Genomic DNA, 25633 nt, shown 5'->3' with positions numbered 1-25633 from the left:
TTGCACAGACGGCTTCCTGACGGCCCGAGCCTCCAGGTAACGGTCCCGCTCGCGGGGCCTCGCGGAGACCGACCTGGTAGTTCTCGGGCTGGTGTTTGCACAGACGGCTTCCTGACGGCCCGAGCCTACTTTCTTGACATAAAATGAAGGGAGAGTAGTATTTGGTATCTAATACTATTACAAGTCCGGTCGTTGGAAGACCCGGAGCCGGAGAGAAATCTTACCCGCATATAGCAGGTGCGGGCATACCCATATACAGGATTGGACGGGACGAAGATCACGAGTATACGCGCCTATTAAGCATACCTGGAGGTTGAGATGGAGATAGAGATAGGTCTGGGGAAAGCGGGAAGAAGGGGTTACGGCCTTGACGATATCTCCGTCGTACCGTCGCGCCGCACCCGTGACGCTGATGATGTTGACATCACCTGGGAACTTGGGGAGTTCAGGTTCGCGCTCCCCTTCCTCGCCTCGGCCATGGACGCCGTGGTGGACGTGGAGATGGCCATCACCATCGGTAAGCTGGGCGGACTGGCCGTGCTCAACCTCGAGGGGCTGCAGACCAGGTATGAGGACCCCAAGCCCGTCTTCGAGGAGATCGCCTCCTTCGGCAAGGAGGAGGCGACACGCGGCATGCAGCGGCTCTACCAGGAGCCCATCAAGGAGGAGCTTATCGGCAGGCGTATCCGTGAGATCAAGGAAGGCGGAGTCGTGGCCGCCGCCTCACTCACTCCACAGCGGGTAGAGCAGTACTATCAACTCGTCCTGGAGGCGGGCCTCGATATCTTGGTCATCCAGGGCACGGTGATCAGCGCGGAACACGTGTCGTCAAGGACGGCGCCCCTGAACCTCAAGAAGTTCATCGCCGAGCTGCCTATCCCCGCCATTGTCGGGGGATGCGCGTCCTATTCCACCGCCCTGCACCTCATGCGTACGGGAGCGGTGGGAGTGCTCGTCGGGGTGGGTCCCGGCGCTGCTTGCACCACCCGGGGGGTCCTGGGCATAGGGGTGCCGCAGGCGACGGCGCTGGCAGACGCCTCGGCGGCCCGCATCAGGCACCTCACGGAGACGGGAGATTATGTCAACGTCATCGCGGACGGAGGGATGCGTACCGGGGGGGATATCGCCAAGGCCATCGCCTGCGGCGCCGACGCGGTAATGCTGGGTTCCCCGGTCGCGGCGGCAAAGGAAGCCCCCGGCCTCGGTTTCCACTGGGGCATGGCCACCTTCCATCCCGACCTCCCCCGGGGCACCAGGGTGAAGACGGAGGGGCGCTGGACCATAGAGGAGATACTTGTAGGGCCGGCCCATGAGAACGACGGCACGGTAAACCTCTTCGGCGCCCTGCGGACCTCTCTTGCCACCTGTGGTTACGAGAACATCCGGGCCTTTCAGAGGGCGGAGGTCATGATCGCCCCGGCCGTACGCACCGAGGGCAAGGCGATGCAGTACGAGCAGGGAGTGGGGATGATCAAGTAGCCCCGGCAAGGAGATTCCGTGGGATGGAAAGATGACCGCGAGAGCTAGGGGCATGCGGCGCCCGGAGAGGAAGGGGACTTGAGCGCAAACATCGAGTCAAAGGTGTTCGTGGTCGATTTCGGGGCGCAGTACGCGCAACTGATCGCCCGCCGGGTGAGGGAATGCAAGGTATTTTCGGAGATCGTGCCCTACGATATCCCGCCCGAGGAGATCAAGAGGCGTGGCGCATCCGCGCTCATCTTCTCCGGTGGCCCGTCCAGTGTCTATCAGGAGGGGGCACCCATCCCGCACAGTGGCATCTTCGATATCGGCCTGCCCGTACTGGGCATCTGTTACGGACACCAGCTTCTGGCGCGGGAGCTCGGGGGAAAGGTGGAGGCCACCGGCGTCCGGGAATACGGCAAGACGGATATCAGGATAACGGGTGAAAGCACCCTCTTCGAGGGGCTGCCGCTGGAGCAGACGGTGTGGATGAGCCACGGCGATAGCGTCGTCGAGGCGGCCCCGGGTTTTCGCGTGACCGCCTCCACGGGCGCCTCTCCGGTAGCAGCCATGGAAGACGTGGGGCGCAGGCTATACGGGGTACAGTTCCACCCCGAGGTCATCCATACCCCGATGGGCATGGAGATCCTCAAGAACTTCCTCTACAGCGCCGCTGACCTGTTGCCGTCCTGGACCATGGTCTCCATCATCGAGAAAGCGGTGGAGCAGATACGCGCCAGGGTGGGTCAAAACAAGATCATATGTGGCCTCTCCGGTGGAGTGGATTCCGCCACCGCCGCGGTGCTGGTGCATAAAGCGGTGGGAGACCAGCTCACCTGCGTCTTTGTCGATCACGGCCTGCTGCGCAAAGGAGAAGCTGAGCAGGTGGAGGACACCTTCCGCCGCCATTTCCACATCAATCTCGTCCACGTCAAGGCCCAGGAGCGCTTCCTCTCGCGCCTGAAGGGCGTTACCGACCCCGAGGTAAAGCGCAAGACCATCGGGGAGGAGTTCATCCGCGTATTCGAGGAAGTGGCGGCGGACATGCGGGACACGCATTTCCTGGTGCAGGGCACCCTTTACCCGGACATCATCGAGAGCGGCACGCGCGACGCGGCGCGCATCAAGTCACATCACAACGTGGGCGGCCTTCCCGAGGACATGGACTTCACGCTGGTGGAGCCCCTGCGCGACCTCTTCAAGGACGAGGTGCGCACCATGGGCGAGGAGCTGGGGCTGCCGGAGGAGATAGTATGGAGGCAGCCCTTCCCCGGGCCTGGGCTGGCCATACGCATCATCGGTGAGGTTACCGCCGAGAAACTGCACATCCTGCGCGAAGCCGACGACATCGTGGTCGAGGAGATCAAGCGGGCCGGACTCTACAAGAAGATATGGCAGTCCTTCGCCGTGCTCCCTGACATCAGGTCGGTGGGGGTCATGGGCGACGAGCGCACCTACGCCTATCCCATCGTTCTGCGGGCGGTCACCAGCGAGGATGCCATGACCGCCGACTGGGCCCGCCTTCCTTACGAGTTGATGGAGCGCATCTCCAGCCGCATCATCAACGAGGTGCACGGCGTGAACCGCGTGGCCCTGGACATCAGCTCCAAGCCCCCCGCCACCATAGAGTGGGAATAGGGTTGTTCCCGAGAACCGGGGGTAACGGTCCTCGCTCCCGGTGCTTTTCCGAGCCCGGCGACATGGCTGGTCGTCGTCGCAAGCTCCTCAGGGCACCTCGCTCCCCGGGCTGGTGGATGCGCAGACGTTATCGCCCGGACCGACCCCCGGATCCCGGGCAGGCAGGTTGCTTACGGGTACACCCGGACCGGGCTCGGGATTTCCAGCCGTCGGGATGCGCGGCACGTTGATCGCGGCGTTGCTCGCGATCACCTTGAGTCATCATTCGCGTGTAAACTTGATGCCGGTTATTAGACCGCATGCACGCGGCCTGTAATATAGTCTTTGGTGGAGCGCGGGGCGGCAGGGATCAAACGCCACGCGAGGAGTGCCTGAAACCGGAGGTAGCGCTACGTGACCGCAAAGAGCGAGAAGGCGATACTCAAGGACCTCAACCCGGAGCAGCGGGAAGCGGCCATGTATTTCGACGGGCCTCTGCTCATCCTGGCGGGGGCGGGGAGCGGCAAGACCCGCGTGCTCACCCATCGCGTTGCCCTGCTGGTGGGAAGCAGGGGCGTGGACCCCGGGCGCATCCTCGCCATCACTTTCACCAACAAGGCGGCGGAGGAGATGCGGGGAAGGATTCACCGCCTGGTGGGGCCTCGTGCCGGTGCCATCTGGATATCAACCTTCCATTCCGCCTGCTCCCGTATCCTGCGCCGCGAGGCCGAGCGGCTGGGGTACCGCAAGGGGTTCGTCATCTATGACGACGACGACCAACTGCGCATGGTCGGCCGCATCATCCGGGACATGGACCTGGATGCCAAGCGCTATCCCCCGCGTCTGGTGCGCTCCCTCATCGAGGACGCCAAGAACGAGATGGTCGACGCCGACTCCTACCGTGACAGGGTAAGGGACGAGTTGACGGAGGTCGTGTCGGGGGTATACAAGGCCTACCAGAAACAGCTCTTCCGCAACAACGCCATGGACTTCGACGACCTCCTCCTCAATGCCGTGGCGGTCTTCGAGCTCTATCCGCTGGTGCTCGAGCATTACCAGGAGCGGTTCTCCTACGTCAACGTCGATGAGTACCAGGACACCAACCCTGCCCAGTACCGCCTGGTCAAGCTGCTCTCCGCCGGCCACCGCAACCTCTGCGTGGTGGGCGACGACGACCAGGGTATCTATTCCTGGCGCGGTGCCGACTTGCGCAACATCCTGGAGTTCGAGAAGGACTACCCGGAGGCGAAGGTTGTGCGCCTGGAGCGCAACTACCGTTCCACGCGGGTGATCCTGGAGGCCGCTAACAACGTGGTATCGCTCATCCCCGGGCGTAAGGAGAAGAGGTTGTGGACCGAGCGCGAGGGAGGGGAGCCCATAAGGTACTTCTTTGCCAACTCGGGCAGCGACGAGACCGCTTACGTGGCGCTGGAGATCAACCGTCTCCTGGAGGGAGGCGAATTCGGACACCGCGACTTCGCAGTCTTCTACCGCACCAATGCGCAGTCACGCCCCTTCGAGGAGATGCTGCTGCGTTTCGGTATCCCCTACAAGATCGTGGGCGGTTTCAAGTTCTACGAGCGCAAAGAGGTAAAGGACGCCCTGGCCTATCTGAGATTCCTGCTCAACCCGGATGACAGCGTGAGCCTGCGTCGCATCATCAACGAGCCCAAACGCGGTATCGGCGAAACCACCCTGGGACACCTGGAAGCCTTCGCCCGCGCCCAGGGGATCGGGATGTGGGAGGCCCTGCAGCGCGTGGATGAGGTACCCGGTCTTGGTGCGGCGGGACGCAGGAAGCTGGAAGGTTTCACGGGGCTGATGCAGGGCCTCAAGGACGAGGCGGAGACGCTCTCCCTGCCGGAGTTGCTCCAGGTGGTGCTGGAGCGCAGCGGCTACCTCGAAGCCTTCGCCAGGGAGGGGACCTTCGAAGCCGAGGGCAGGGCGGAGAACCTGCAGGAGCTGAAGAACGCAATGGTCGAATCCAGCGCCTCCGATCCCGCGGGAGGCCTGGAGGCTTTCCTGGAACGGGTCTCGCTGGTGGCGGAGATCGACCTCTACGACGAGGAAGAGGGGGCGGTGACCCTCATGACCCTGCACAACGCCAAGGGACTGGAATTCCCGGTGGTCTTCATCGTAGGCATGGAGGACGGCGTATTTCCCCATATGCGCTGCATGGGGAGCAGGGAGAGCATGGAGGAGGAGCGGCGCCTGTTCTACGTGGGGGTCACCCGCGCCCGGGACCGACTCTATCTCACCGGCGCCGCCTACCGCTCTCTCTACGGCAACCCCAAGATGAGCCCCGAGTCGCGCTTCGTGCGGGACATCCCGCGGCAGTACCTCGAATTGATCGTCCCGGAGGGCGCTCCCGGGGCTGAAAGGACCCGGGACCGCATGAGGCAGGAGGAAATCGAGGCCATGGCTTCCGTCTTCCGCGTGGGGGACCGCGTCGTACACGCCAACTTCGGCGAGGGGGTGGTGACGGCGTTGACACGCAGCCGCAGTGATTTGGAGATCACTGTGAATTTTCCAGGTATCGGCGAGAAACTGTTGTTACTCAAGTACGCGCCGTTGCGAAAGGCTTGACCTACTTGGTCATCTTCATCGCTTTCAGCAGGTTCTCCACCGCCTGTGCGCTGGCCTTGCGCATGACTTCCATCTGGCCCTCGAGGGGAATGGAGAAGTTCTCGTCCAGCAAGGCTCCGTCGTTGTCGTAGGTCTCGAGGCCCGCTCCGGAGCCACGGCTGACGATGCGGTTCTCCCGGTTGTCCAGCAGGAAAGCGCTTATCTGCACATAGCCGAAGCCGCTGTCCTCGCCGCTGCCGACGGTGTGCAGGCGCGGGTAGCGGAAGAAGAAGTAGCTTATCTCCGGCAGGAAGAGGTATTCGGGGTCATACTGGTTCTGGATGAGGACGAAGAGCTCGGTGGGCATATTTGCGGCTTTCTCCGTCACCAGGTCCACTTCGCTGGGCTCGGGGATATCGTAGAAACCCAGGGGGTCCAGGAAGCTCTTGACCAGGCTGGGCAGTACCCGCTCCGCTTCCGAGAAGTAGGCATCCTTCTGGCTGATGATCAGGCGGGCTTTTTCCAGGTCACTCGACATGTACATCTGGCAGCCGATGGCCTGGGAGGGCTGCAGCTCCCCCTCCCTCTCCACCAGGCCCTTGAAGTTGCCGAGCGAATCCGGTTCCTGGCCGCTCTCGACGAAGGGCATGATCACCACGCGCATGAGCGGGATCAACTTCGCGCCGCACGACGTGCAGAAGTCCGCTTTCGGATCGCCGAAAGTAAGACACTGTGGACAATATAGTCTTGTCGGCACCGCCCCTCCTCTCTTCGCAGTTGCCTTGACGGCTTCCGCTACCACCACTGACACTGGCGTAGCGGTAGCCGGAATACGATTCCGTAAGACTTATCGTCCCGGTAAGGTGTTCACTTGAGAACGGGGAGGCAGGCCGGGGTGGAAGTGTTATAATAGGTTGTCGTTTTCCGGCATTGTGTCGTTTTCCGGCATCACCCATGCGTCCGCGCGACCGTGATGTCGCGGGCGTGTCGTGCCGCCGGCAAGAGAGGGAGGTCGATAGCAAGGTGCTGATCCCATACTATGACAAGTCGCCGCGCGTATCTCCGGCGGCGTTCCTGGCAGAGGGTTGCCAGCTCATCGGCGATGTAAGGGTCGGGGCCAACGCCAGCATCTGGTATAATGCCGTCCTGCGGGCGGACCGCGGCGAGATCGTGGTAGGGGATTACACGAGCATCCAGGACTGCTGCGTCCTGCATGGGCCGGTGCATGTCGGAGATCACGTGACCTGCGGGCACGGCGCCATACTGCACGGGGCGACCATCGAGGACAGTTGCGTCATCGGCATGAACGCCGTGGTGCTGGATGAGGCGGTGGTGGGCCACGGCAGCATCGTCGCGGCGGGAGCGGTGGTGCCCCAGGGCATGCAGGTCCCGCCGCGCTCCATGGTCGTCGGGATACCCGCGAAGGTGACCAAGGAATTCCCGGAGGGGAACGAGGAGGCACTGAGGCAGATGGCCACGGCTTACTTCGATTTTGCCCGCCCCCACATGCCGACCTAGACGTAGTAGATTCGCAGAAAGAGCAGAGGAGGGAGACGTATGGAAGTATTGGACAAGAAGCGCAGGGTTTACGTGCTCGGTGGCGGCATATCGAAGTTCGCGGCCGAACGCGTGGACGGGAACATGCGCGACTGGATCAATGAGGCGGTGTTGGAGGCCCTCGAGGATTCGGGGACGAGGATAGAAGACATCGAGCACAGCACCACCAGCTACTTCAGTGACCACTTCGACAAACAGTTGAAGGCGGGCGCTATCTTCCACGACAACATCGGCATGTGCCCCAAGCCCAACGTGCGCGTGGAGGGCGGCGGCGGCACCGGAGGTCTGGCAATCCGCAACGCCTATGCCTACATCAAGTCCGGGCTCTGTGACTCGATGATCGTATTCGGCGCGGAGAACATGGGCAGGTGCGTACCCTCGGACGTGGCACAGCAGTTCATCGCCCTGGCCTCCGACACCGACTGGGAAGTGCAGGTGGCTGGCTTTTACATCGCCTATTACGCCATCATGATGGTGACCCACATGGAGAAGTACGGCACCAAGGAAGAGCAGTTCGCCATGGTCAGTGTGAAGAACCACCGCAACGCCATGTACAACCCCAAAGCGCATTACCCCATGGATATCACCGTGGACGACGTCATGAACTCGAAGATGATCACCTACCCCTACAAGCTCCTCGACAACTGCCTGCTCTCCGACGGAGCCGCCTGCATCGTCTTCGCCACCGAGGAGTGGGCGAAGAAGCACAGCACCACCTGGGAGAAGAAACCCACCATCGAGTTGACCGGCACCGGCTGCGGCACCGACTTCATGCGCATGGCCGACCGGCCTTTCCCCTACCCGGGGATAACTCACTTCCGTGGCAAGCGGGAAGGTTCGGCACAGGCCTACAAGATGGCCGGCGTCAAAGACCCGCTCAAGGACTTCGACTGCTTCGAGGTACACGACGCCTATTCCGGCGTGGAGCTTGTGTCCTATGAGGACCTGGGCTTCTGCAAGCCGGGTGAGAGCGGCAAGCTCATGGAGAAGGGCGTCTTCGACCTGGGCGGCGAGCTGCCCACCAACACCTCCGGCGGCCTTATCGGCTTCGGACACCCCGTGGGCGCCACCGGGCTGGCCCAGGGTATCGAGGTGCTGCGCCAGCTGCGCCAGGAGGCGCACCCCAAGCGCCAGGTGGAACTTAACGCCAAGCGAGGCGGCATGGACTCCCACGGCGGCACCGGCACCTTCTGTGCCATCAACATCTTCGAGAGGAGGGATTGACATGGGACTCGAACTCATCAAGAACCTCATGGAAGTCTATACCGCGGAAGATCCCATGGCCTTCCAGCATCCGGACGGAGATCCCTGGGCGGATTTCCGCGAGGTCATGCGCATCGAGTGGAAGATGGACTTCACCTACAAGCACGTGCTCGGCAAGTACTCCAAGTTCTTCATCGAGCTGGCCAACGGGAAGTTCGTCACCACCAAGTGCAAGGACTGCGGGAAGGTATGGGGCATACCGCGCCCCCTCTGCTCTGACTGTATGGGCATCTGCGAGTGGGAGGAGCTGCCGGGCACAGGCATTCTGACCAGCTACTCCGTCTCCAATTTCGTGCCCGCCTTCATGAAGGTGGAGATCCCCTACGTGCTGGCCATCGTCAAGCTGGACGGGGCGGATACCCATTTCACCCACCAGCTGCGCAATTACGGCGATTCGACGGACAGCATCAAGACGGGAATGCCGGTAAAGGTGGCTTATGCCACCGAACCGGTTGACCACCCCATGCTGCTCATGTACTTCGAGCCCGCGTAGAAAAACGGTTCACCGCGTGCGGTGAAGCCTGATAAGTCTTGAGGGGAGGCGCTGCCTCCCCTCTTGTATTATAATCCCTTGGGGAGCATCCGGAGTTCCCCGAGCAGCGACATATACAGCAGATCCTGCTGCGGGCCACCGGGCAGGGCAGGGAGTAAGAGACGAGGCAGGTGATGGAGTTGTTATACGAGCTTGACGACGAAAAGAACCTCTTCCGCAAGACCGTCAGGGATTTCGCCGAGCAGGAGATACGTCCCCAGGTGGAACAGATGTGGGATACGGGTGAATTCCCCTACGACATCGTGCGCAAGATGGGCGACCTGGGCATCCTGGGCATTCCCTTCCCCGAGGAATACGGCGGGGCGGGAGGGGACTACCTGGCCTACGCCATCGCGGTCGAGGAGCTCGCCCGCGTGGACGGCTCCTGCGCCATCACCGTGGAGGCGCACATATCCCTGGGCGCCAGCCCCTTCCATTACTTTGGCTCGGAGGAGCAGAAGCGTGAATGGCTGGTGCCCCTGGCACAGGGGAAGATCCTTGGTTCTTTCGGCCTCACCGAGCCGGAAGCGGGTTCTGATGCCGGCAATACCCAGACCAAGGCCGACCTGGTGAACGGGGAATGGGTCATAAACGGCACCAAGTGCTTCATCACCAACCCCGGCACGGAGATGAGCGGGGTGGTCACGCTCACCGTGGTGACCGGAGTCCGTCCCAATGGCAAGAAAGAGATCTCCAACATCTACGTCCCCAAGGGCACCCCTGGATACAACATCGCGCCCAAGTACAAGAAGATGGGCTGGCATGCCTCGGATACCCGAGAGCTCAGCTTCGACGATTGCCGCGTGCCGGAATCCAACCTCATCGGCAAGCGGGGCGAAGGGTTCAGGCAGTTCCTCGACTGTCTCGACGGCGGGAGGATCGCCATCGCCGCGCTCGCGGTGGGAACGGCGCAAGGGGCTTTCGAGGAGAGCGTGAACTACGCAAAGGAGCGCAAGCAGTTCGGCACGCCCATAGCGTCGTTCCAGGCCATCCAGTTCAAGTTGGCCGATATGGCCACGGATATCGAGATCGCCCGTAACATCACCTATAGGGCGGCGGCCATGCGTGATGGCGGCGTTCCCCACACCAAGGAGGCGGCCATGGCCAAGCTCTTCTCCTCGGAGATGTGCATGCGCACTACGACCCAGGCGGTGCAGGTGCATGGCGGGTACGGTTACATGGACGAGTACGCGGTGTCGCGTTTCTTCCGCGATGCCAAGATCCTGGAGATAGGCGAGGGCACCTCGGAGGTGCAGCGCATGGTCATCGCCAGGGAGATCGGACTGAGATAGACAGCGTTCACATCATAGTCGGACGAGAGATCGTTATCAGGAGGAAGAGATGAAAGAGACCGTAGTCATAAGCTCCGCGAGGACACCCTTTGGGCGGCTGTCGGGGGCGCTCAAGGATTTCTCCGCCCAGGACCTCGGCGGGATCGCCATCGCCGCGGCCATAAAGAGAGCCGGTATCGACCCCGCTATTATCGACTGCGTAATCATGGGCCAGGTTATAACGGGGGGCCAGGGACAGATAACGGCGCGCCAGGCGGCCATCAAGGGAGGAGTCCCTAAGGATAAATGGTGCATAAACGTCAATAAGGTCTGCATCTCCTCCATGTCCGCCCTGGAGATGGCGGACCAGATGATCAAGCTGGACCAGGCGGAGGTCCTCATCGTGGGCGGCCAGGAGTCCATGACCAACGCCCCCTATTTCATCTCCAAGGCGCGCATGGGATACCGCATGGGCAATGGCGTGCTGGTGGACGGCATGATCCACGACGGGCTCTGGGACGCCTTCGAGAACATGCATATGGGCAAGGGCTCGGACAAGTGGGCCAAGGAGTATGGCATCACGCGCGAGCAGATGGATCTCGTGGGAGCCCGCAGCCAGCAGAGGGCGGCGGAGGCGACCGCGGCCGGGCGCCTCGCCGAGGAGTTAGTACCGGTGGAGATACCCCAAAAGAAGGGCGACCCGTTGGTCTTCGACAAGGACGAGGGAATAAGGGGCGACACCACCGTCGAGGCCCTGGCCAAGCTGAAGCCGGCCTTCGACAAGGAGGGCGCGGTCACGGCAGGTAACGCCTCCCAGATCAACGACGGGGCATGTGCCGCCGTGGTCATGAGCGCGGACAAGGCCAAGGAGATGGGACTGGAACCGCTGTGCAGCGTGGTATCGTACGGCTGGAACGCCGGGGAGTTCGCGGACCTTCACCCCTGCCCGGCGCTTGCGATACAGGATGCGCTGAAAAAAGCCGGCATGGAGGTGAGCGACCTCAAGCTGCTGGAGATAAACGAGGCCTTCGCCAGCGTCACCTGGCGCTCCACGGAACTGCTCGGTCTCGACCCGAACACCATGGACAACGTCAACGTCAACGGCGGGGCCATCGCTTTCGGCCATCCCGTTGGGGTGAGTGGCATCCGAATCATCACTACCATGGCTTATGAGCTGCGCCGCCGCGGCGGCGGCTACGGCGCCGCGGGCATCTGCGGCGGTGGCGGACAGGGCGACGGCCTGATCATCAAAGTAGGTTGAGGCAGATTTCTGAGACCAGGCCGTGCAGTCCAACGGCGATAAAGAGAGGGAGTGGCCCGGGAAGGAGACCGCTCGAAGATGAAGTCTTAGGAGGGTGAGATGTACGAACTAACCGAAGAACAGAAGATGCTGCAGCAGACCGTACGCCAGCTGGCGAAGGAGAAGGTCGAGCCGCGGGCAATGGAGATCGACGCCAGCGGCGAATACCCCTGGGATATGTTCGAACTCCTGCGCGACAATGACCTCCTTGCCCTGTGCTTCCCGGAGGAACTCGACGGCGCGGGTGCCGACCTGCTCACCATCTGTATCGCCATCGAGGAACTGGCCAAGGTTTGCACCAACACCAGCCTCATCCTGGGGGTCTGCAAGCTGGGTTCGCAGCCCATAATGCTTGCCGCCAACGACGAGCAGCTCAAGAAGTATATCCCTCCGCTGGCCCGGGGCGAGAAACAGTGCGCCTTCGGCCTCACCGAACCCGGCGCTGGCTCCGACGCAGCGGCCATGACCACGCGGGCGGTGAAGAAGAACGGCGCCTACGTCATGAACGGGCAGAAATGTTTCATCACCAACGGCGGCATCGCCGACACCTATTCTATCTTCGCCAAGACCGACGAGAGCTCGGGGGTCAAGGGTATCTCCGCCTTCATCGTGGAGAAAGAGTTCCCCGGCTTCGGCATCGGCAAGATCGAGCACAAGATGGGGATCAGGGGCTCCCAGACCTGTGAGCTGGTCTTCGAGGACATGGAAGTGCCCGCTGAAAACCTCCTCGGCAAGGAGGGCGAGGGCTTCAAGATCGCCATGATGACCCTCGACCGCACCCGCCCCTCCATCGGAGCCCAGGCCCTGGGCATCGCCGCCGGAGCCCTGGAACACGCCGTCGCCTACGCCAAGGAGAGGGTGCAGTTCGGAGCGCCCATAGCCCGGCTGCAGGGCATCCAGTTCATGCTGGCGGACATGGCCATGCAGGTGGAAGCGGCGAGGCAACTGGTATATTATTCGGCCCACCTGGTGGAGACGGCGGGGCGGGAGGCATCCGCGGTATCGGCCATGGCCAAGTGCTTCGCTTCCGACGTGGCCATGAAGGTCACCGTGGACGCGGTGCAGGTACTGGGGGGTTACGGCTACATGGTCGAGTACCCCCTGGAGCGCATGATGCGAGACGCCAAGATCACCCAGATCTATGAGGGCACAAACCAGGTGCAGCGCGTGGTCATAGCCCGCCACCTGCTCGGATGACCCCAGATTACGCATTGGACTTCAAGGGGCCGGGAGCACCCGGCCCCTTACCGCTATCTGGGCCCGGAAGAAATCTCCTCGCGTCGCATTTATGGTTCATGCGTACACGTGCCAGGCCATTCGGAAATGGCCTGGCACTGGGACACGCTTCTCCGCCCTCCTGGTGGCGCTGTCGCTTGCGCAATGCAATCCATGAAGGTCTGTGCGAAGACTACTTCGCTATACCCCACCGGGTAGCAACTGGGCTGGTGGCAGCGCAAGCAGGTTCATTTCCCGCCCGAGTGCAGGGGGTTTGACGGCGGGGGCGTGCTCCAATATAATATCGACCGGATGGTCGGTCGATTAAGGTAGGATCATGGCCAGGCGCGAGAACCCAGTAAAGGAACTCCGGGAGAGGCAGATAAAGGATGCCGCCCTCAAGCTCTTCTCGGAAAAGGGCTTCCACAACACCACCATAACCCAGATAGCGGCCGCGGCCGACCTGGGCAAAGGCACTATCTACTGGTACTGGAAGAGCAAGGAGGAGCTGGCATTCTCCCTCGTGGAGGAGATGCTGGCGGACTTTGTACGCCTCATCGAGGAAGCCAGGGACGGTGAGGGCATGGTGGTGGAGAGGTTCCAGGGACTGGTGGCCGAGGTGGCACAGCTCTATGAGCGCGAGACGGAGTACCTGCGGTTGCTCTGGAAGTTCCGGGTAGACCGCTCGTATATATTCAGCGAGGACTACACCAGACGGGTCGCCAGCTATTACCAGCGCATGCGGAAAGCACTGGAGGAGATGATCGAGGAGGGGATCGGGAGGGGGGAGCTGAGAAGGATGGACCCGCAGCGCATGGCCTTCATCCTCCTGGGTATCGCTGAGGGGCTGGAACTGGAATGGCTGGAAAACGAGGAAGAATTCTCCATGCGCGACGCGCTGCCGGAGATCATGGATATCGTCGTCGCGGGACTGCGGAGATAAGGGGATCCAGAGTTTCATGGTCGACATCAGTACGAGGAAAGGAGAGGTAGGATGAGGGTGATAGCGCTGGGAGGAGCGGGCGTGATGGGCCGCTTCGGGGTGAAGGACCTGGCCTCCAAAGAGGCGGTCGAGGACCTGCTCATAGCCGATTACGACCTGGCCGCGGCGGAGGCCCTGGCGAGGGAGTTGGGCGGCAAGTGCAGGGCCCAGAAGGTGGACGCCAACGACCACGCGGGGATGGTTGAGACGATTCGCGGCTTCGACGTGGCCATGGGGACCATCGGGCCCTTCTACAAGTACGAGAAGAAGGTGGCCAGGGCGTGCATCGAAGCCGGCGTAAACTATGTCAGCATCTGCGACGATTACGACGCCGCGGCGGACTTCATGGAGCTCGACGAGGAAGCGAAGAAGGCGGGCGTCACCGCCATCACCGGAGTGGGGTGGACACCTGGCATCACCAACGTCTTCGCGCGTCTAGGCGCCGACCAGCTCGACGAGGTGGAGGAGATCGCCACCGCCTGGGCGTGCGATCCCGCGGACACCGCCGGGAAAGCGGTCACCCTGCACTACCTGCACGCGGTGACGGGCATGATCCCGTCCTATATCGACGGAAGGCTGCAGAACATCAAGGCCGGATCGGGATTGGAGCAGCTCACCTTCCCGCCCACGGTGGGCACGGTAGGTGTGTTCCATGCCGGGCACCCCGAACCGGTCACCATTCCCCGCTATATCAATTGCAGGACGGTATCCCTAAAGGGCGGGCTCACCGACAAGTTCCTGGTCGTGCTGTGCAACGTCCTCGTGGGCATGGGGCTCACCAACACCGAGAAGAAGAAGGACATCATGGGCGGGATCTTCAACGCCCTGCTGCCCTACCTGGAGAGCATCGGCAAGCCGCCGGAGACGTGTTCCGCCTGCCGCACCGACATCACCGGCAAGAAAGACGGTAAGTGGGCCCACCTCGCCTACGGCGCGGCCGCGCACATGGACATGCTCACCTGCCTGCCCGCGTCCGTGGCGGTACAGATGGTAGGCGAGGGCCTGGTCAGCGAGAAGGGCGCCCTGGCGCCCGAGGCGTCCCTGCCGCCGCAGGAGTTCCTGAAGCGGCTGGCCGCTGGCGGTATACGGCTCTACCAGGGAGACGAGATGACCACGCCCCTGGAGGTATGAGCCGGCACCATGGAAACCGGATCGATATGACGGGGCCCCCAGGCGCGGGGACCCCGTCTTTGTCCCATCGAAGGACCGTCAGTATCCGGCTACGTCGTGGCCGCCCTGGCTGACCTCCATGCTGCCCGTATTGCTGAAACGGGAGCGCGGCAATACAAGGTAACGGCGGTCTTCTTGCCAGCGCTGACGGTACTCAATGCAAGACCTCCCAGGCCACACCGGATACTTCTTCACGCGTATCTGCATAATGCGCTCGACCTTGTTGCGCTATAGTTGTTATAGAGCATCCGTTGAGGAAGGGAAGGGACTTGGGCCTGCAGTGAAGAAAGCACGGGTCAGAGAGCGTGGATCTGGACAGCCCCGGAGACCGCGGGCTGGAATCGGGCTGCGAATCGCTGGCATGGGTATGACGGTGAGAAGGAACATCTGCTTCGCACTAGTGGCTTTTTCCATCATGCTGGCCTTGCTATGCATGCCGGCACGGCCCGCCCTGGCCCAGGAGGACATCCCCGCCACCTGGTATTTCGCCGAGGGGACCACCCGTGAGGGTTTCCACGAATACATCTCGCTGCAGAACCCGGAAGCGCATACCGCCACCGTCACCATCACCTATATGACCAACGAAGGCCCCCTGGGACCCTACGTCCACGACATCCCGCCCGTCTCGCGGGGGACCGTCTACGTAAACGGATACCTCGACCCCGGCCTGGACGTGTCGGTACGGGTGGAGAGCGACAGCGGGCTCGTGGCCGAGCGGCCCATGTATTTCGATTACAAGTCGAAATGGGAGGGCGGCCACGTGGTCGAGGGGGTCACCGCTGCCAGCACCACCTGGTATTTCGCCGAGGGGTCCACGGGACCCGGCTTCGAGGAGTGGCTCTGTATTCAAAATCCGCAGCAGGTGGACCTGCCCGTGACCGTCACGTACTATATGCAGAACGTGGTCAAGCAGGAGACCTACGCGGTGCCGGCCCAGCACCGCCATACCCTGGACATCAATTACGAGGTGGCACGGTTGTGGCCGCAGGCCCCCTACCAGGATGTTAGCATCAAGGTGGAGGCGGCTCAGGGGATCATCGCCGAGCGCCCGATGTACTTTGCCTACCGGGGCGACTGGGAGGGGGGGCATGCCGTGGTGGGCGAGACCGAGCCGGGGAAGGAATGGTTCCTGGCCGAGGGCTTCTGCGACTGGAGTTTCGAGACCTGGATCTGCATACTCAACCCGAATCTCGAGCCCGCGGACGTCGCCATCAACTACCGCAGCGTAGACGGGGCCGCCCTGGCGCCGCAGCTCGTGGGCGTGCCCGGATACTCGCGCTTCACCATCTACGCGAACGAGGTGGTCGGCAGGGGTGAATTCTCCTTTCACGTCACCTCGGACCAGCCCATCGTAGTGGAAAGGCCCATGTACTTCACTTATATGTACGCGTGGGAAGGGGGCCACGACAATATGGCCATGGACCGTGCTGCGGGAGAGTGGTATCTTGCCGAGGGCTCGACCAGGCAAGGCATCGAGACCTATCTCTGCATCCTCAACCCCCTGGATGTCGATCAGGAGGTCTATATAACCTACATGATGGAGGAGAGCCGCAACGAGGTGGTGGACTTCATCATCCCCGCGCGTTCCCGCTATACCAGGAGCGTCAACGCCGATGTCGGCCCCGGCCACGATGTCTCCTTCCGGATCAAAGCCCAGAAGGGCGCCTCCTTCGCGGAGAAAGGGGGGATAGTGGTGGAGCGCCCCATGTATTTCCTGTACGGAGGGGAGATCCCGGGCGGCCACGTGGCCTCGGGATTCCCCCTCGATTGATCGCGTCCCCTTCCCGGCGGGGATTTGCCACTCTGGATGCATATGGGATAATATTTCATCGCGTAGTGGAGGGATACGAAGGGATCTGGACGGAGGATGTCATGGGCATAATCGACGAAGCTGTGGCCAAGGGACAGCCGGCCCTCTCGGAATATGAGGCCAAGTTGTTCCTGAGCGAACGCAAGATACCCGTCACCAGGGAGGAACTGGTGGTCGGAGAGGATGAAGCCGTGGCGGCCGCCGAGAGGCTGGGTTTCCCCGTTGTTCTCAAGGCCTGCGGCCCGGCCATCGCCCACAAGACCGAGCGTGAGCTGGTGCAGGTGGGGTTGGATGACCCGGAAGATGTGCGGAGTGCCTACAAGACGATCATCGAGAACCTGGGAGGAGACTCCTACGATGGTGTGCTGGTACAGGAGATGATCAAGGGAGAGCGCGAGCTGGTCGTCGGACTGGTCAGGGACCCGCAGTTCGGTCCCTGCGTCATGTTCGGGCTGGGGGGTATCTTCACCGAGGTGCTCAAGGACACCTCCTTCCGCGTTGCTCCCATCGAAAAGCACGACGCCCTGCAGATGATGGACGAGATCAAGAGCAAGGCCATCCTGGGTCCCTTCCGCGGCAAGGAAGCGGTGGACCGGGACCTTCTGGCGGACATCCTCATCGCCATAGGCGACATCGGCATGGAGTTCGACGCCGTCAGGGAGATCGATATGAACCCCGTGATCATCCAGGGCTCCAAGCCGGTGGTGGTCGACTCCCTCATCGTGCTGGGCAACGATCTACAATAACCACGGAAAAAGCCGCGGCATGCCGCGGCTTTTTACTCATTCCATTACTGACTGCTGACCTGTTCGCAAAAGGGAGCGTACACGTCCCAGGCCATGACATCGAGAGATGTCATGGCCTGGGACAACGCCGCGCCACCCTCCGGGCGTCGCTTTCGCTTTCGCGATGCAAACGATCGCAGCCGGATACAAAACGGGACGCGGCCCAGCCGCGCCCCGTTTCTTTGAGGCCGGATCAGCGGCCGATGATGTAACGGTTGGGGTCGACCTCTTCCCGCAGGATGCGAAGCTCATCGGGTTCCGGCTCCGGGGTCTCGACGACCTCGGGGGCCTTGAGCAGATCGAAACCGGTGTTTTCCTGCACATCGTCGAAGGTGAACCCCTTGTGGATGGACTCCACCTGCATGCGCTTGGTCTCCTTGTCGAAGCCCATGACCGCCATATTGGTGATGACTTTGTGGGGGCCGGTATTCAACGCCAGACCTGCCTTCTCGCGGGTCCCGGGACCATCCAGGTATCCGGGGGTGGTAACGAAGCTGACCCTCTCCACGAAGCGGCGCGAGTCCTGGGGGGTTATGACCATGATGTTCCAGGCCATGGAGCCGAAGTCGTTGGCCCCCCCGGAGCCGGGAAAACGCACCTTCGGGTTCTCCCAGTCGCCGATGACGGTTGAATTGATATTGCCGTACATATCGATCTGAGCACCGCCGAGGAAGCAGTAATCGACCATCCCCCGCGCCAGTGTCTCCATGACGTCGCACATGCCGCTGGCCATGACCGCCTTGTAGAAGGTGCGTGAATCGCCCACCGAGATAGGCATGGTCGGGAGCAGCGGAGCGATGCCGCCGGCCTCGAAGATGATCACGAGGTCGGGGGAATGGGCCTTCTGGGCGAGCATGGCGGCCGCGCAGGGAGCCCCGGTGCCCACCGCCACCGCAGCTCCGTCCTCCAGGTTGCGGGCGGCTACGCAGATCATGAGTTCCATGGTGTTGTATTCGCTCATGCCCTACCCCCTGTCTTCCAGGTCGATGAGGTTTTCCACGGCGCGGAGCTGGTTGATACGCTCGATCCCGCCGCACAGTTCCAGGTACTGGTTGAAGTCCCGCGTGCGATAGATGAACTTGTCGAGGAAATGCTTGAATTCCTCGGGGTCCTTTTCCACGTTGAGCCACAGCCTGAGGTGGTCCTCGTCCGAGAAATACTCGTAGGGCATATTGCCGGGATAGCTGCCGTAGGGCACTTCGCAGACCGCGTCGACGAGATAGTAAGGGATGACGGTAGCGGTCGGATCGGAACGGATCTCGTCGTTGGAGACGAGGCGTTCAGTGGTGATGATCAACCGCTTCGATGCCCGAGACAGCTCGAGGTCCGCGATGGAGATACCTTTCATGCGGCAGTTGCCGTAGATGTCGGCCTCGTGCACGTGTATGGCCGACACGTCCGGCCACAGGGCCGGATAGAGAACGTAGTTTTCGCCGGTGAAAGGGCACTTCACCACCTTGGCGGCACTGTATTTAAAGGTGTCGGTGCCCATGATGTTGCGGGCCGGCATGAACGACACCCCCGCCGCTGCCGCCTTGAGCCTGCATGCCATGGCGTAGTTCGTCCATTCGCAGATGGTTACCTTGCCGCTCTCCATATAGCGGCGGGCGTTGGGGGAGAGGCCGCGGGCTTCGAGGCCGATGATATAAGCGATGTCGCAACGGTCGAAAACCTCTCCCGCCGCCAGTATCTGGAAGTCGTGGGTAGAGGTATGCCCGGCGAAGGCCATATTCCGCTTGCGCTGACGCACGATCTCGTGACAGACCGCGGTGGGGATGCGGTTTGCCCCGAACCCGCCGATGGCCAGGTATTCGCCATCGTGGATGAATCTGCCTACCGCCTCGCTGACGGTCATCACCTTGTTCGCCAAAGCCCTCTTCTTGCCGCGAAAATACTCCCGTGCCTTGTCTGCGTCGGGGTCCGCGAAAAGAGGTCCCTGGCCTTCGGCTACTACATCGAACATCCTTCTTTCCCTCCCTTATCTTGACGCCCAGTCGGGATAGCGCAGACCGATATGTAGGATAACATTTAGCTACGGAGGTAGCAAACCATTAAGGAGCACTTGTCATTTTGCCGCGCAGAGGGTTAAATGGAAACCTAACAGGGGATACTAGTCTTTACGTAATACCACCATATCGACCACTGTATCGGGGCAACTCTACAGCATCTGGAAGACCGGGGCAGCCATCTTTTTTATCGGAGTCGCCATGGAAAGGGGGAGCAAGGATGAGCGAGGTCGTCTGGAAACCGTACGGGGACTACATCGAGAAGTCCAATATCACCAGGTTCATGCGCAAGCACGGCATCGGCGATTACGAGGAGCTGGTGAGGAGAAGCACCGATGAGCTGGAGTGGTTCTGGGACGCCATCATGGAGGACCTGGATATCCGCTGGTACAAGCCCTACGAGAAGGTCCTCGACGCCTCGCAGGGTATCCCGTGGTCAAAATGGTACCTGGGAGGCAGGACGAACATCGTCCTCAACTGCCTGGACAAACACATGCAGACCCCGGTAAAGGACAAGCTCGCTTTCATATGGGAGGGGGACGACGGAGCCATACGCCGCTACACCTACAAGGACGTACACAAAGAGGTGTGCAAGATGGCCAACGCCCTCAAGAACCTGAAGGTCGGAAAGGGGGACACGGTAGGCATCTACATGCCCATGAGCCCCCAGATCATATTCGCCCTCCTCGCCTGCCTGAAGATAGGGGCCATCGCCATCCCCATCTTCTCCGGCTTCGGCCCCGCGCCGCTGTCGGCTCGCCTGAGGGACGCAGAGGCCAAGGTACTCATCACCGCCGACGGCTCCATGCGCCGGGGAAAGCTCTTCCCCATCAAGGAGAACGCCGACGAAGCGGTGGACATGGTGCCCTCCATAAATCACGTGGTGGTCTATCGCAGGGCGGGCATCGACATACCCTGGCATGCCACCAGGGATATCTGGATGCACCAACTGGTGCAGGGCCTCCCCGAGGACTGTCCCACCGAGGAGATGGACTCCGAGGACTACGCCCTCATGATCTACACCTCCGGCACCACCGGCAAGCCCAAAGGGGCGGTGCATACCCATGGCGGGTGCCTGGCCCAGATCTGCAAGGAGCTCGGCTATTACTTCGACGTCAAAGAGGACGACATCTTCTTCTGGCTCACCGATATCGGCTGGATGATGGGGCCCTGGATGATCATCGGGGTGATGAACTTCGGGGGGACCTTCGTCATCTTCGAGGGGGTGCCCGACTACCCCGAGCCGGACCGCCTGTGGGAACTGGTTGACCGCCATGCCATCACCACCTTCGGCATCTCCCCGACTGCTATCCGCATGCTCATGCGCTTCGGCGAAGGGTGGATAGACAAGCATGATATCTCGAGCCTGCGCCTGCTGGGCTCGACCGGAGAGCCCTGGGACCCGGAGTCCTGGGTGTGGTACTTCGAGAAGATCGGGAAGAAGAAACTCCCCATCATCAACATCAGCGGCGGCACCGAGATCGTGGGCTGTTTCCTCTCGCCCCTGCCCATCACCGACCTCAAGCCAATCACCCTGCGTGGGCCCGGGTTGGGCATGGCCATCGACGTCTACGACGACGAGGGCAAGCCGGTACGGGGGGAGAAGGGCCACCTGGTGGCGACCAAGCCCGCCCCCTCCATGACCCGGGGGTTCTGGAAGGACCCCGACAGGTACATGGAGACCTACTGGTCGCGCTGGCCCGATGTGTGGTACCACGGGGACTGGGCCTCGGTGGACGAGGACGGCTTCTGGTTCCTGCACGGCCGCTCCGACGACACCATCAAGGTCTCCGGGCGCCGCACCGGGCCGGCGGAGATAGAGGCTGCCCTCATCGAGCACGAGGCGGTGTCCGAGGCGGCGGTGATCGGGGTGCATCACGATATCAAGGGCGAAGCGGTGGTGTGTTTCGTGGTCCTGAGGCCGGAATACAACGCATCCAATGAGCTCGGCGAGAGCATCAAGGATAAGGTGGCGGATATCCTGGGCAAGGTGGGACGCCCGGACGAAGTATATTTCGTCAACGCCCTCCCCAAGACCCGCTCAGCCAAGATCGTGCGCCGCCTCATCAAGGCGAAGTACCTGGGCGAGGAGCTGGGGGACCTGGCCTCGGTGGAGAACCCCCAAGCCTTGGACGAGATCCCGGTGCGAAGGGAGTAGGAAGGCCAACAGGTTCGGCCCCTTGGCATCCGTCATTTCTTATAGCCCGGCAGCGCAGATCACCCGTGCCAGGCTTTAACTCTGGGGGGCGTTAAGCCGACTGACACCGTCGCGTCACCCACCGGGCGCCGCCGTCGCTTTCGAGATGCAATCCACGAAGGTGGGTGAGGGACCAGTGGGTTACAGGCGAATACGCGGCAGCGCAGGTGTGGGCTCGCGCTAATCCATCAACCTTCCGTGTGCATGCGTGGTTTCTTGATGGCCGCTTGCGAAATCGCTTCACCTGCCACCAGGATTGAGAGTCAGCAAACTATTAACCGGCACTTGCTATTATCGTGCGAATGGTGGTTTTATTTCAGTTGACAAAGGCCGCGGTTCCAGGCGATGTTCCGGCGCCAGGCCTGGAAAGACCGCACGGTTCGCATAAGGAGGAGACATGGCGGAAGAGTGGGACGCGATAGTGGTCGGGGCGGGAGTCGGGGGCCTGTCGGCGGCGGTGCTCCTGGCCCAGACGGGCATGAAGACACTGGTGGTGGAGAAGGACGACCGGGTAGGGGGGCGGGCTCTTTCCCTGCGCGGGGAGGAACTTAAGGGGAAGGGGCCGGCCTGGTACCGGCGCCTCCTGGGAGGGCAGTACTGCTACCTGGCGGAAGCGAGCCCGTCCCTGGAGGAGATGGCTGACAGGGGACTCCTCGACGGCTACATCCTCGACCTGGGGTATCACGGCGTCAGCGTGGCAGGGGAAGGGTACTTCAAGACCCTGCGCGACCTCATCGGGGGGTACGGCAGCCGCGAGGTGGTCATCAACCCCTGCCTTACCGGCTCATGGATCGACGGCCAGTTCTACCAGGAACCCCCCCTGAACAGGATGCAGCGCCTGGACGACAAGATGTATGCCGAATATAAGAGGATCGGCAAGAAGTTCTCGGATTTCTTCATGCCTTTCGCGGGCGCGACCCCGCAGCAACTGGAGGAGCTGGACCGCGTATCCATGCACGACCACATGGTCAAGATCGGGTTCGACCAGAGCAAGGCCGTCTACGACTATATGCGCTGCTTCGGGACGCTCTTCACCACCATCAACGACCCCCACGACATATCGTTGGGCGACATGGTACGCTACGCCCTGCAGGTGATCATGCCGGCGATGATGCAGGGGGAGACCGTATACGTCGGTGGCTTCACCAGGAACGGCATCATCTCGTGGTCAGAGGCCGTCGCCGGCAGGTTCTCGGACTTCGGGGGCGAGCTGCGGCTGAACACCCGTATGAAGTCCATAGATCTGGAGGGCGAAAGGGTAACCGGCGTGAGGCTGGAGGGGGATGACGGCGAGGAGTTCGTGCCCGCACGCCGGGTCATCTTCAACGCGCCCGTCCAGGAGCTCTTCAAGTATGCCAGCGAGAGCGCCTTCCCCGCCGATTTCGTGGCCAGGATAAGATCGCTCTACGGCTATGGCAGCCTCAGCCCCTACATCGGGCTTTCGGGCCTGCCGGTGCCGGAAGACCACGCCGGGCGGCTTATGAAGACCCCCTGCGTGGTGCCGCGTTCCGAGGGCTTCAGCTGGGACGTCTACATGGCCTGGAACATCCAGTCCTACATCGAGCCCAGTTGTGCCCCGGATGGGAAGCACCTCTTCACCGCCTATCTCCCCCTCACCGAGGTCGAGTCCCGCGACCGCGAGCTGGTGATGAAGGTGGTCAGGGCCGTACCCGATTTTCTGGAGGGGGTTTACCCCGGTTTCAAAGAACATATCGACTGGGAACTCTACCCGGTGTGCGTGAAGCTGGAGGGGGTAGCCAAGAGCGTCACCCAGGCGGGGAGCCTGAAGCCCGACGTCAAGGCGCCCGGGGTGGAAGGCCTCTACTTCGCCGGGGACACGGCGCGCGGATACGGGGTTGCCATGGACTGTGCCTGCTCCAGCGGTATCCTCTGCGCCTCTGCCGTCACCGGCCTAAACTATGGCGTGGAATAACCACTAACGCTCGACAGCATGAATCGCGAAAGCGACGGCGGCGCCCGGTTCAGGGGTCTTGTTTTTTGGATACCAAGGTATGTAAGGTGCGATTTAACCGTATCTAGCTGGGAATTTGCTACCCGTGGCAATCTAAAAAACAAGACCTGACCCCATAAAAGAGCGCCCCCCGCGGGGGCGCTCTTGCGTCTCAACGCTCAGACTTCGGGGCCGCCCTTGAGGCCTAGGATCTGACGGGTCTCGTCGGGAGTCGCGGGCTCGCGGTCGGCGAGCTCGACGATCTTGACGGCCTTTTCGACCTGCTCGTAGGACCCTTTGGCCAGGACACCCTTGCTCACGGTGATGTTGTCCTCCAGGCCTACGCGGATGTGCCCGCCCTCGACTGCGGCATGGAAAGCGCCGCGGAACTGGGCCGGGCCCACACCGCAGGAGCTCCAGGTGGCGTCGTCGGGGATGAGCTCCATGAAACGGTTGAAATTGGCGAGGTCCAGGGCGCAACCGCCGAGGACACCCCAGACGAACTGGTAGTGCAGGGGCTCCACGAAGATGCCCTGGGGGCGGACGAAGAGGGTATTGTAGATACCGCCGAGGTCATAGACCTCCAGCTCCGGCTTGGTGCCAGCCTCCTTCATCTCCTTGGCGTAATCGGTAAGCATCTGGAAGGTGTTGGTGAACACAGTCTCTCCCAGCACCACGTGGTTCTTCCAGTCGCCGAGGGCGAAGTTCATGGAGTTGGTGTTGAGGGAGGCCATCTCAGGTTTAAGGGTCTTCACGACGTTGATGCGCTCCTCCGGGGTGGCGCCGATGCCGATTGCCGTGGAGAGGTTGATGACGATGGGGCATTTCTCGTGGATGCCCTTGACGATGGCCCGCAGCACCTCGATGTCCGCGGTGGGAAAACCGTGCTCGGGGTCGCGTGCGTGGATGTGCACGATGGCGCAACCGGCGTTGTAGCAGCGGTAGGCCTCCTCGACGAATTCCTCCGTCGTATAGGGCACGGCCTCGTTCTGGTTCTTCATGGTCGCGGCTCCGGCCAATGCCGCCGTGATGATGCATTTATCCTGCAGTGACATGGCAACACCTCCTGCTGATCTGCGATAACTATGGATTTGCCCGATGCTTCCCTCTATGCCGGATGGGAAACAAGCTAATCCTAATACAGACGCACGGAAAAAATCAATTTGCTGTCTCGGGCTCCGGGGATGTAAAGGGGGGCCTCCTTTTGGTAATGTTAGTGATATCTGCGTGGCAAGTCGACGGAACCGTGGCGTCTGCGGTCCAAGGTCGTCCGAGGAGGAGAGAAGATGGAGCAACTCAATCCAAGCCAGATCAAGAAGAACGTGAAGCAGCTCAAACAGAGGCAGGAGCAGTACCTGTACTACCTTGGCCAGCTCGCCTTTCAGGCGGGCGAGGAGGGAAAGCTGCAGGACACGGGGATGCTCGAGGCCTACCGGGTCCTGAAGGATATACAGGCGCAGATGGCGCAGTGCGACGCCGCGCTGGAGCAGATAAAGGCAGCCAAGGAGGCGGCTCAGAACCCGCGATGCCCCCAATGTGGCGGGTCACTGCCCCGGGGCGCAGCCTTCTGCGCCAGCTGCGGGGCGAACCTGGCAGCCCCGCCGCCGGCGGCTGCGGTCGCGCCGGTACCCGCCGGCAAGCCGTGCGTGAGCTGCGGTGCCCCCCTGGATGAGGACGCGGTGTTCTGCGGCAACTGCGGTGCGCGCAGTGCGGGGGAGCCGGCGGCAGCGGCCGCGCCCGCGCCGGCCGCGGTCGAGGAGGCCGCTCCGCCCCTGGAGGAGACGCATGCCTGCCCGAAATGCGGGGCGGGCATCGCCGAAAAGGACGCGGTCTTCTGCGCCGTCTGCGGGGCCAAGGTATCCGGGGTGCCGGAGACTGCTGCCGCGGCCGGGGAGGCCGCTCCACCCGCCCCCGAGGAGCCCGCGCCGGCCGCGGCCGGGGAGGCCGCTCC

At 62.1% G+C, this 25633-nt stretch carries 20 protein-coding genes; 16 read left to right on the top strand and 4 right to left on the bottom strand.

Features of this window, described 5'->3' with window-relative positions; all coding sequences use genetic code 11:
• Positions 1-318 precede the first annotated feature (318 nt).
• The 3 genes from AB1384_03405 to pcrA all read left to right on the top strand — a co-directional run bounded on the left by AB1384_03405 (position 319) and on the right by pcrA (position 5664).
• Positions 319-1479, top strand: a complete 1161-nt coding sequence (locus tag AB1384_03405; protein MEW6553319.1) for a GuaB3 family IMP dehydrogenase-related protein — start codon at positions 319-321, stop codon at positions 1477-1479.
• Positions 1480-1557: 78 nt separating this feature from the next.
• The gene (guaA, locus tag AB1384_03400; GenBank protein MEW6553318.1) at positions 1558-3099 is read left to right on the top strand and encodes a glutamine-hydrolyzing GMP synthase; all 1542 of its coding nucleotides are present in this window, start codon (positions 1558-1560) and stop codon (positions 3097-3099) included.
• A gap of 393 nt (positions 3100-3492) precedes the next feature.
• Positions 3493-5664 (top strand): DNA helicase PcrA, encoded by a 2172-nt coding sequence (gene pcrA / locus AB1384_03395; GenBank protein ID MEW6553317.1) that lies wholly within the window; start codon positions 3493-3495, stop codon positions 5662-5664.
• Between the two features lies 1 nt (position 5665).
• On the opposite strand, the gene AB1384_03390 is transcribed toward pcrA, so the two are convergent.
• Positions 5666-6400 (bottom strand): zinc ribbon domain-containing protein, encoded by a 735-nt coding sequence (locus AB1384_03390; GenBank protein MEW6553316.1) that lies wholly within the window; start codon positions 6398-6400, stop codon positions 5666-5668.
• 266 nt (positions 6401-6666) lie between these two features.
• Here AB1384_03390 and AB1384_03385 point away from each other — a divergent pair, with 266 nt between their 5' ends.
• The 10 genes from AB1384_03385 to AB1384_03340 all read left to right on the top strand — a co-directional run bounded on the left by AB1384_03385 (position 6667) and on the right by AB1384_03340 (position 17489).
• On the top strand, positions 6667-7161 hold the full coding sequence (locus AB1384_03385) for a gamma carbonic anhydrase family protein (GenBank protein ID MEW6553315.1): 495 nt from the start codon (positions 6667-6669) through the stop codon (positions 7159-7161).
• Positions 7162-7200: 39 nt separating this feature from the next.
• On the top strand, positions 7201-8424 hold the full coding sequence (locus AB1384_03380; protein ID MEW6553314.1) for a thiolase domain-containing protein: 1224 nt from the start codon (positions 7201-7203) through the stop codon (positions 8422-8424).
• 1 nt (position 8425) lies between these two features.
• A complete protein-coding gene (locus AB1384_03375) occupies positions 8426-8956 on the top strand; it encodes an OB-fold domain-containing protein (GenBank protein ID MEW6553313.1) in 531 nt (176 codons plus the stop codon).
• Positions 8957-9129: 173 nt separating this feature from the next.
• Positions 9130-10287 carry an acyl-CoA dehydrogenase family protein gene (locus AB1384_03370; GenBank protein MEW6553312.1) on the top strand — a complete coding sequence of 386 codons (1158 nt, stop codon included), beginning with the start codon at positions 9130-9132 and terminating at the stop codon, positions 10285-10287.
• A gap of 49 nt (positions 10288-10336) precedes the next feature.
• On the top strand, positions 10337-11527 hold the full coding sequence (locus AB1384_03365) for an acetyl-CoA C-acyltransferase (GenBank protein ID MEW6553311.1): 1191 nt from the start codon (positions 10337-10339) through the stop codon (positions 11525-11527).
• A gap of 99 nt (positions 11528-11626) precedes the next feature.
• Entirely contained in the window at positions 11627-12763 is a 1137-nt protein-coding gene (locus tag AB1384_03360) for an acyl-CoA dehydrogenase family protein (protein ID MEW6553310.1), read from the top strand.
• Positions 12764-13118: 355 nt separating this feature from the next.
• The gene (locus tag AB1384_03355; GenBank protein MEW6553309.1) at positions 13119-13724 is read left to right on the top strand and encodes a TetR/AcrR family transcriptional regulator; all 606 of its coding nucleotides are present in this window, start codon (positions 13119-13121) and stop codon (positions 13722-13724) included.
• Between the two features lie 51 nt (positions 13725-13775).
• Complete coding sequence (locus tag AB1384_03350; GenBank protein ID MEW6553308.1) at positions 13776-14894, top strand: saccharopine dehydrogenase NADP-binding domain-containing protein; 1119 nt, start codon at positions 13776-13778, stop codon at positions 14892-14894.
• Between the two features lie 412 nt (positions 14895-15306).
• Positions 15307-16704 (top strand): hypothetical protein, encoded by a 1398-nt coding sequence (locus tag AB1384_03345; GenBank protein ID MEW6553307.1) that lies wholly within the window; start codon positions 15307-15309, stop codon positions 16702-16704.
• Between the two features lie 101 nt (positions 16705-16805).
• Positions 16806-17489: an acetate--CoA ligase family protein gene (locus AB1384_03340; protein MEW6553306.1), complete on the top strand. Its 684-nt coding sequence runs from the start codon at positions 16806-16808 to the stop codon at positions 17487-17489.
• Between the two features lie 232 nt (positions 17490-17721).
• On the opposite strand, the gene AB1384_03335 is transcribed toward AB1384_03340, so the two are convergent.
• Together AB1384_03335 and AB1384_03330 are read right to left on the bottom strand one after the other, a co-directional pair.
• Positions 17722-18489: a CoA-transferase gene (locus tag AB1384_03335; protein ID MEW6553305.1), complete on the bottom strand. Its 768-nt coding sequence runs from the start codon at positions 18487-18489 to the stop codon at positions 17722-17724.
• A 3-nt stretch (positions 18490-18492) separates the two neighbouring features.
• Positions 18493-19491, bottom strand: coding sequence for a CoA-transferase (locus AB1384_03330; protein MEW6553304.1), 999 nt, complete (start codon positions 19489-19491; stop codon positions 18493-18495).
• Positions 19492-19754: 263 nt separating this feature from the next.
• Here AB1384_03330 and AB1384_03325 point away from each other — a divergent pair, with 263 nt between their 5' ends.
• Entirely contained in the window at positions 19755-21692 is a 1938-nt protein-coding gene (locus AB1384_03325; protein ID MEW6553303.1) for an acetate--CoA ligase, read from the top strand.
• A 436-nt stretch (positions 21693-22128) separates the two neighbouring features.
• Entirely contained in the window at positions 22129-23664 is a 1536-nt protein-coding gene (locus tag AB1384_03320) for an NAD(P)/FAD-dependent oxidoreductase (protein MEW6553302.1), read from the top strand.
• Positions 23665-23861: 197 nt separating this feature from the next.
• Here AB1384_03320 and AB1384_03315 read toward each other — a convergent pair whose 3' ends face one another.
• Complete coding sequence (locus tag AB1384_03315; GenBank protein ID MEW6553301.1) at positions 23862-24737, bottom strand: 3-keto-5-aminohexanoate cleavage protein; 876 nt, start codon at positions 24735-24737, stop codon at positions 23862-23864.
• 231 nt (positions 24738-24968) lie between these two features.
• Between AB1384_03315 and AB1384_03310 the strand changes: the two genes are divergently transcribed.
• Positions 24969-25633 (top strand): zinc-ribbon domain-containing protein (locus AB1384_03310; protein ID MEW6553300.1); only part of this gene is annotated, 665 nt, incomplete at its 3' end.

This window comes from Actinomycetota bacterium, assembly GCA_040757835.1.
GTDB lineage: Bacteria > Actinomycetota > Geothermincolia > Geothermincolales > RBG-13-55-18 > SURF-21.
This window is presented reverse-complemented; position numbering and strand designations above follow the sequence as displayed.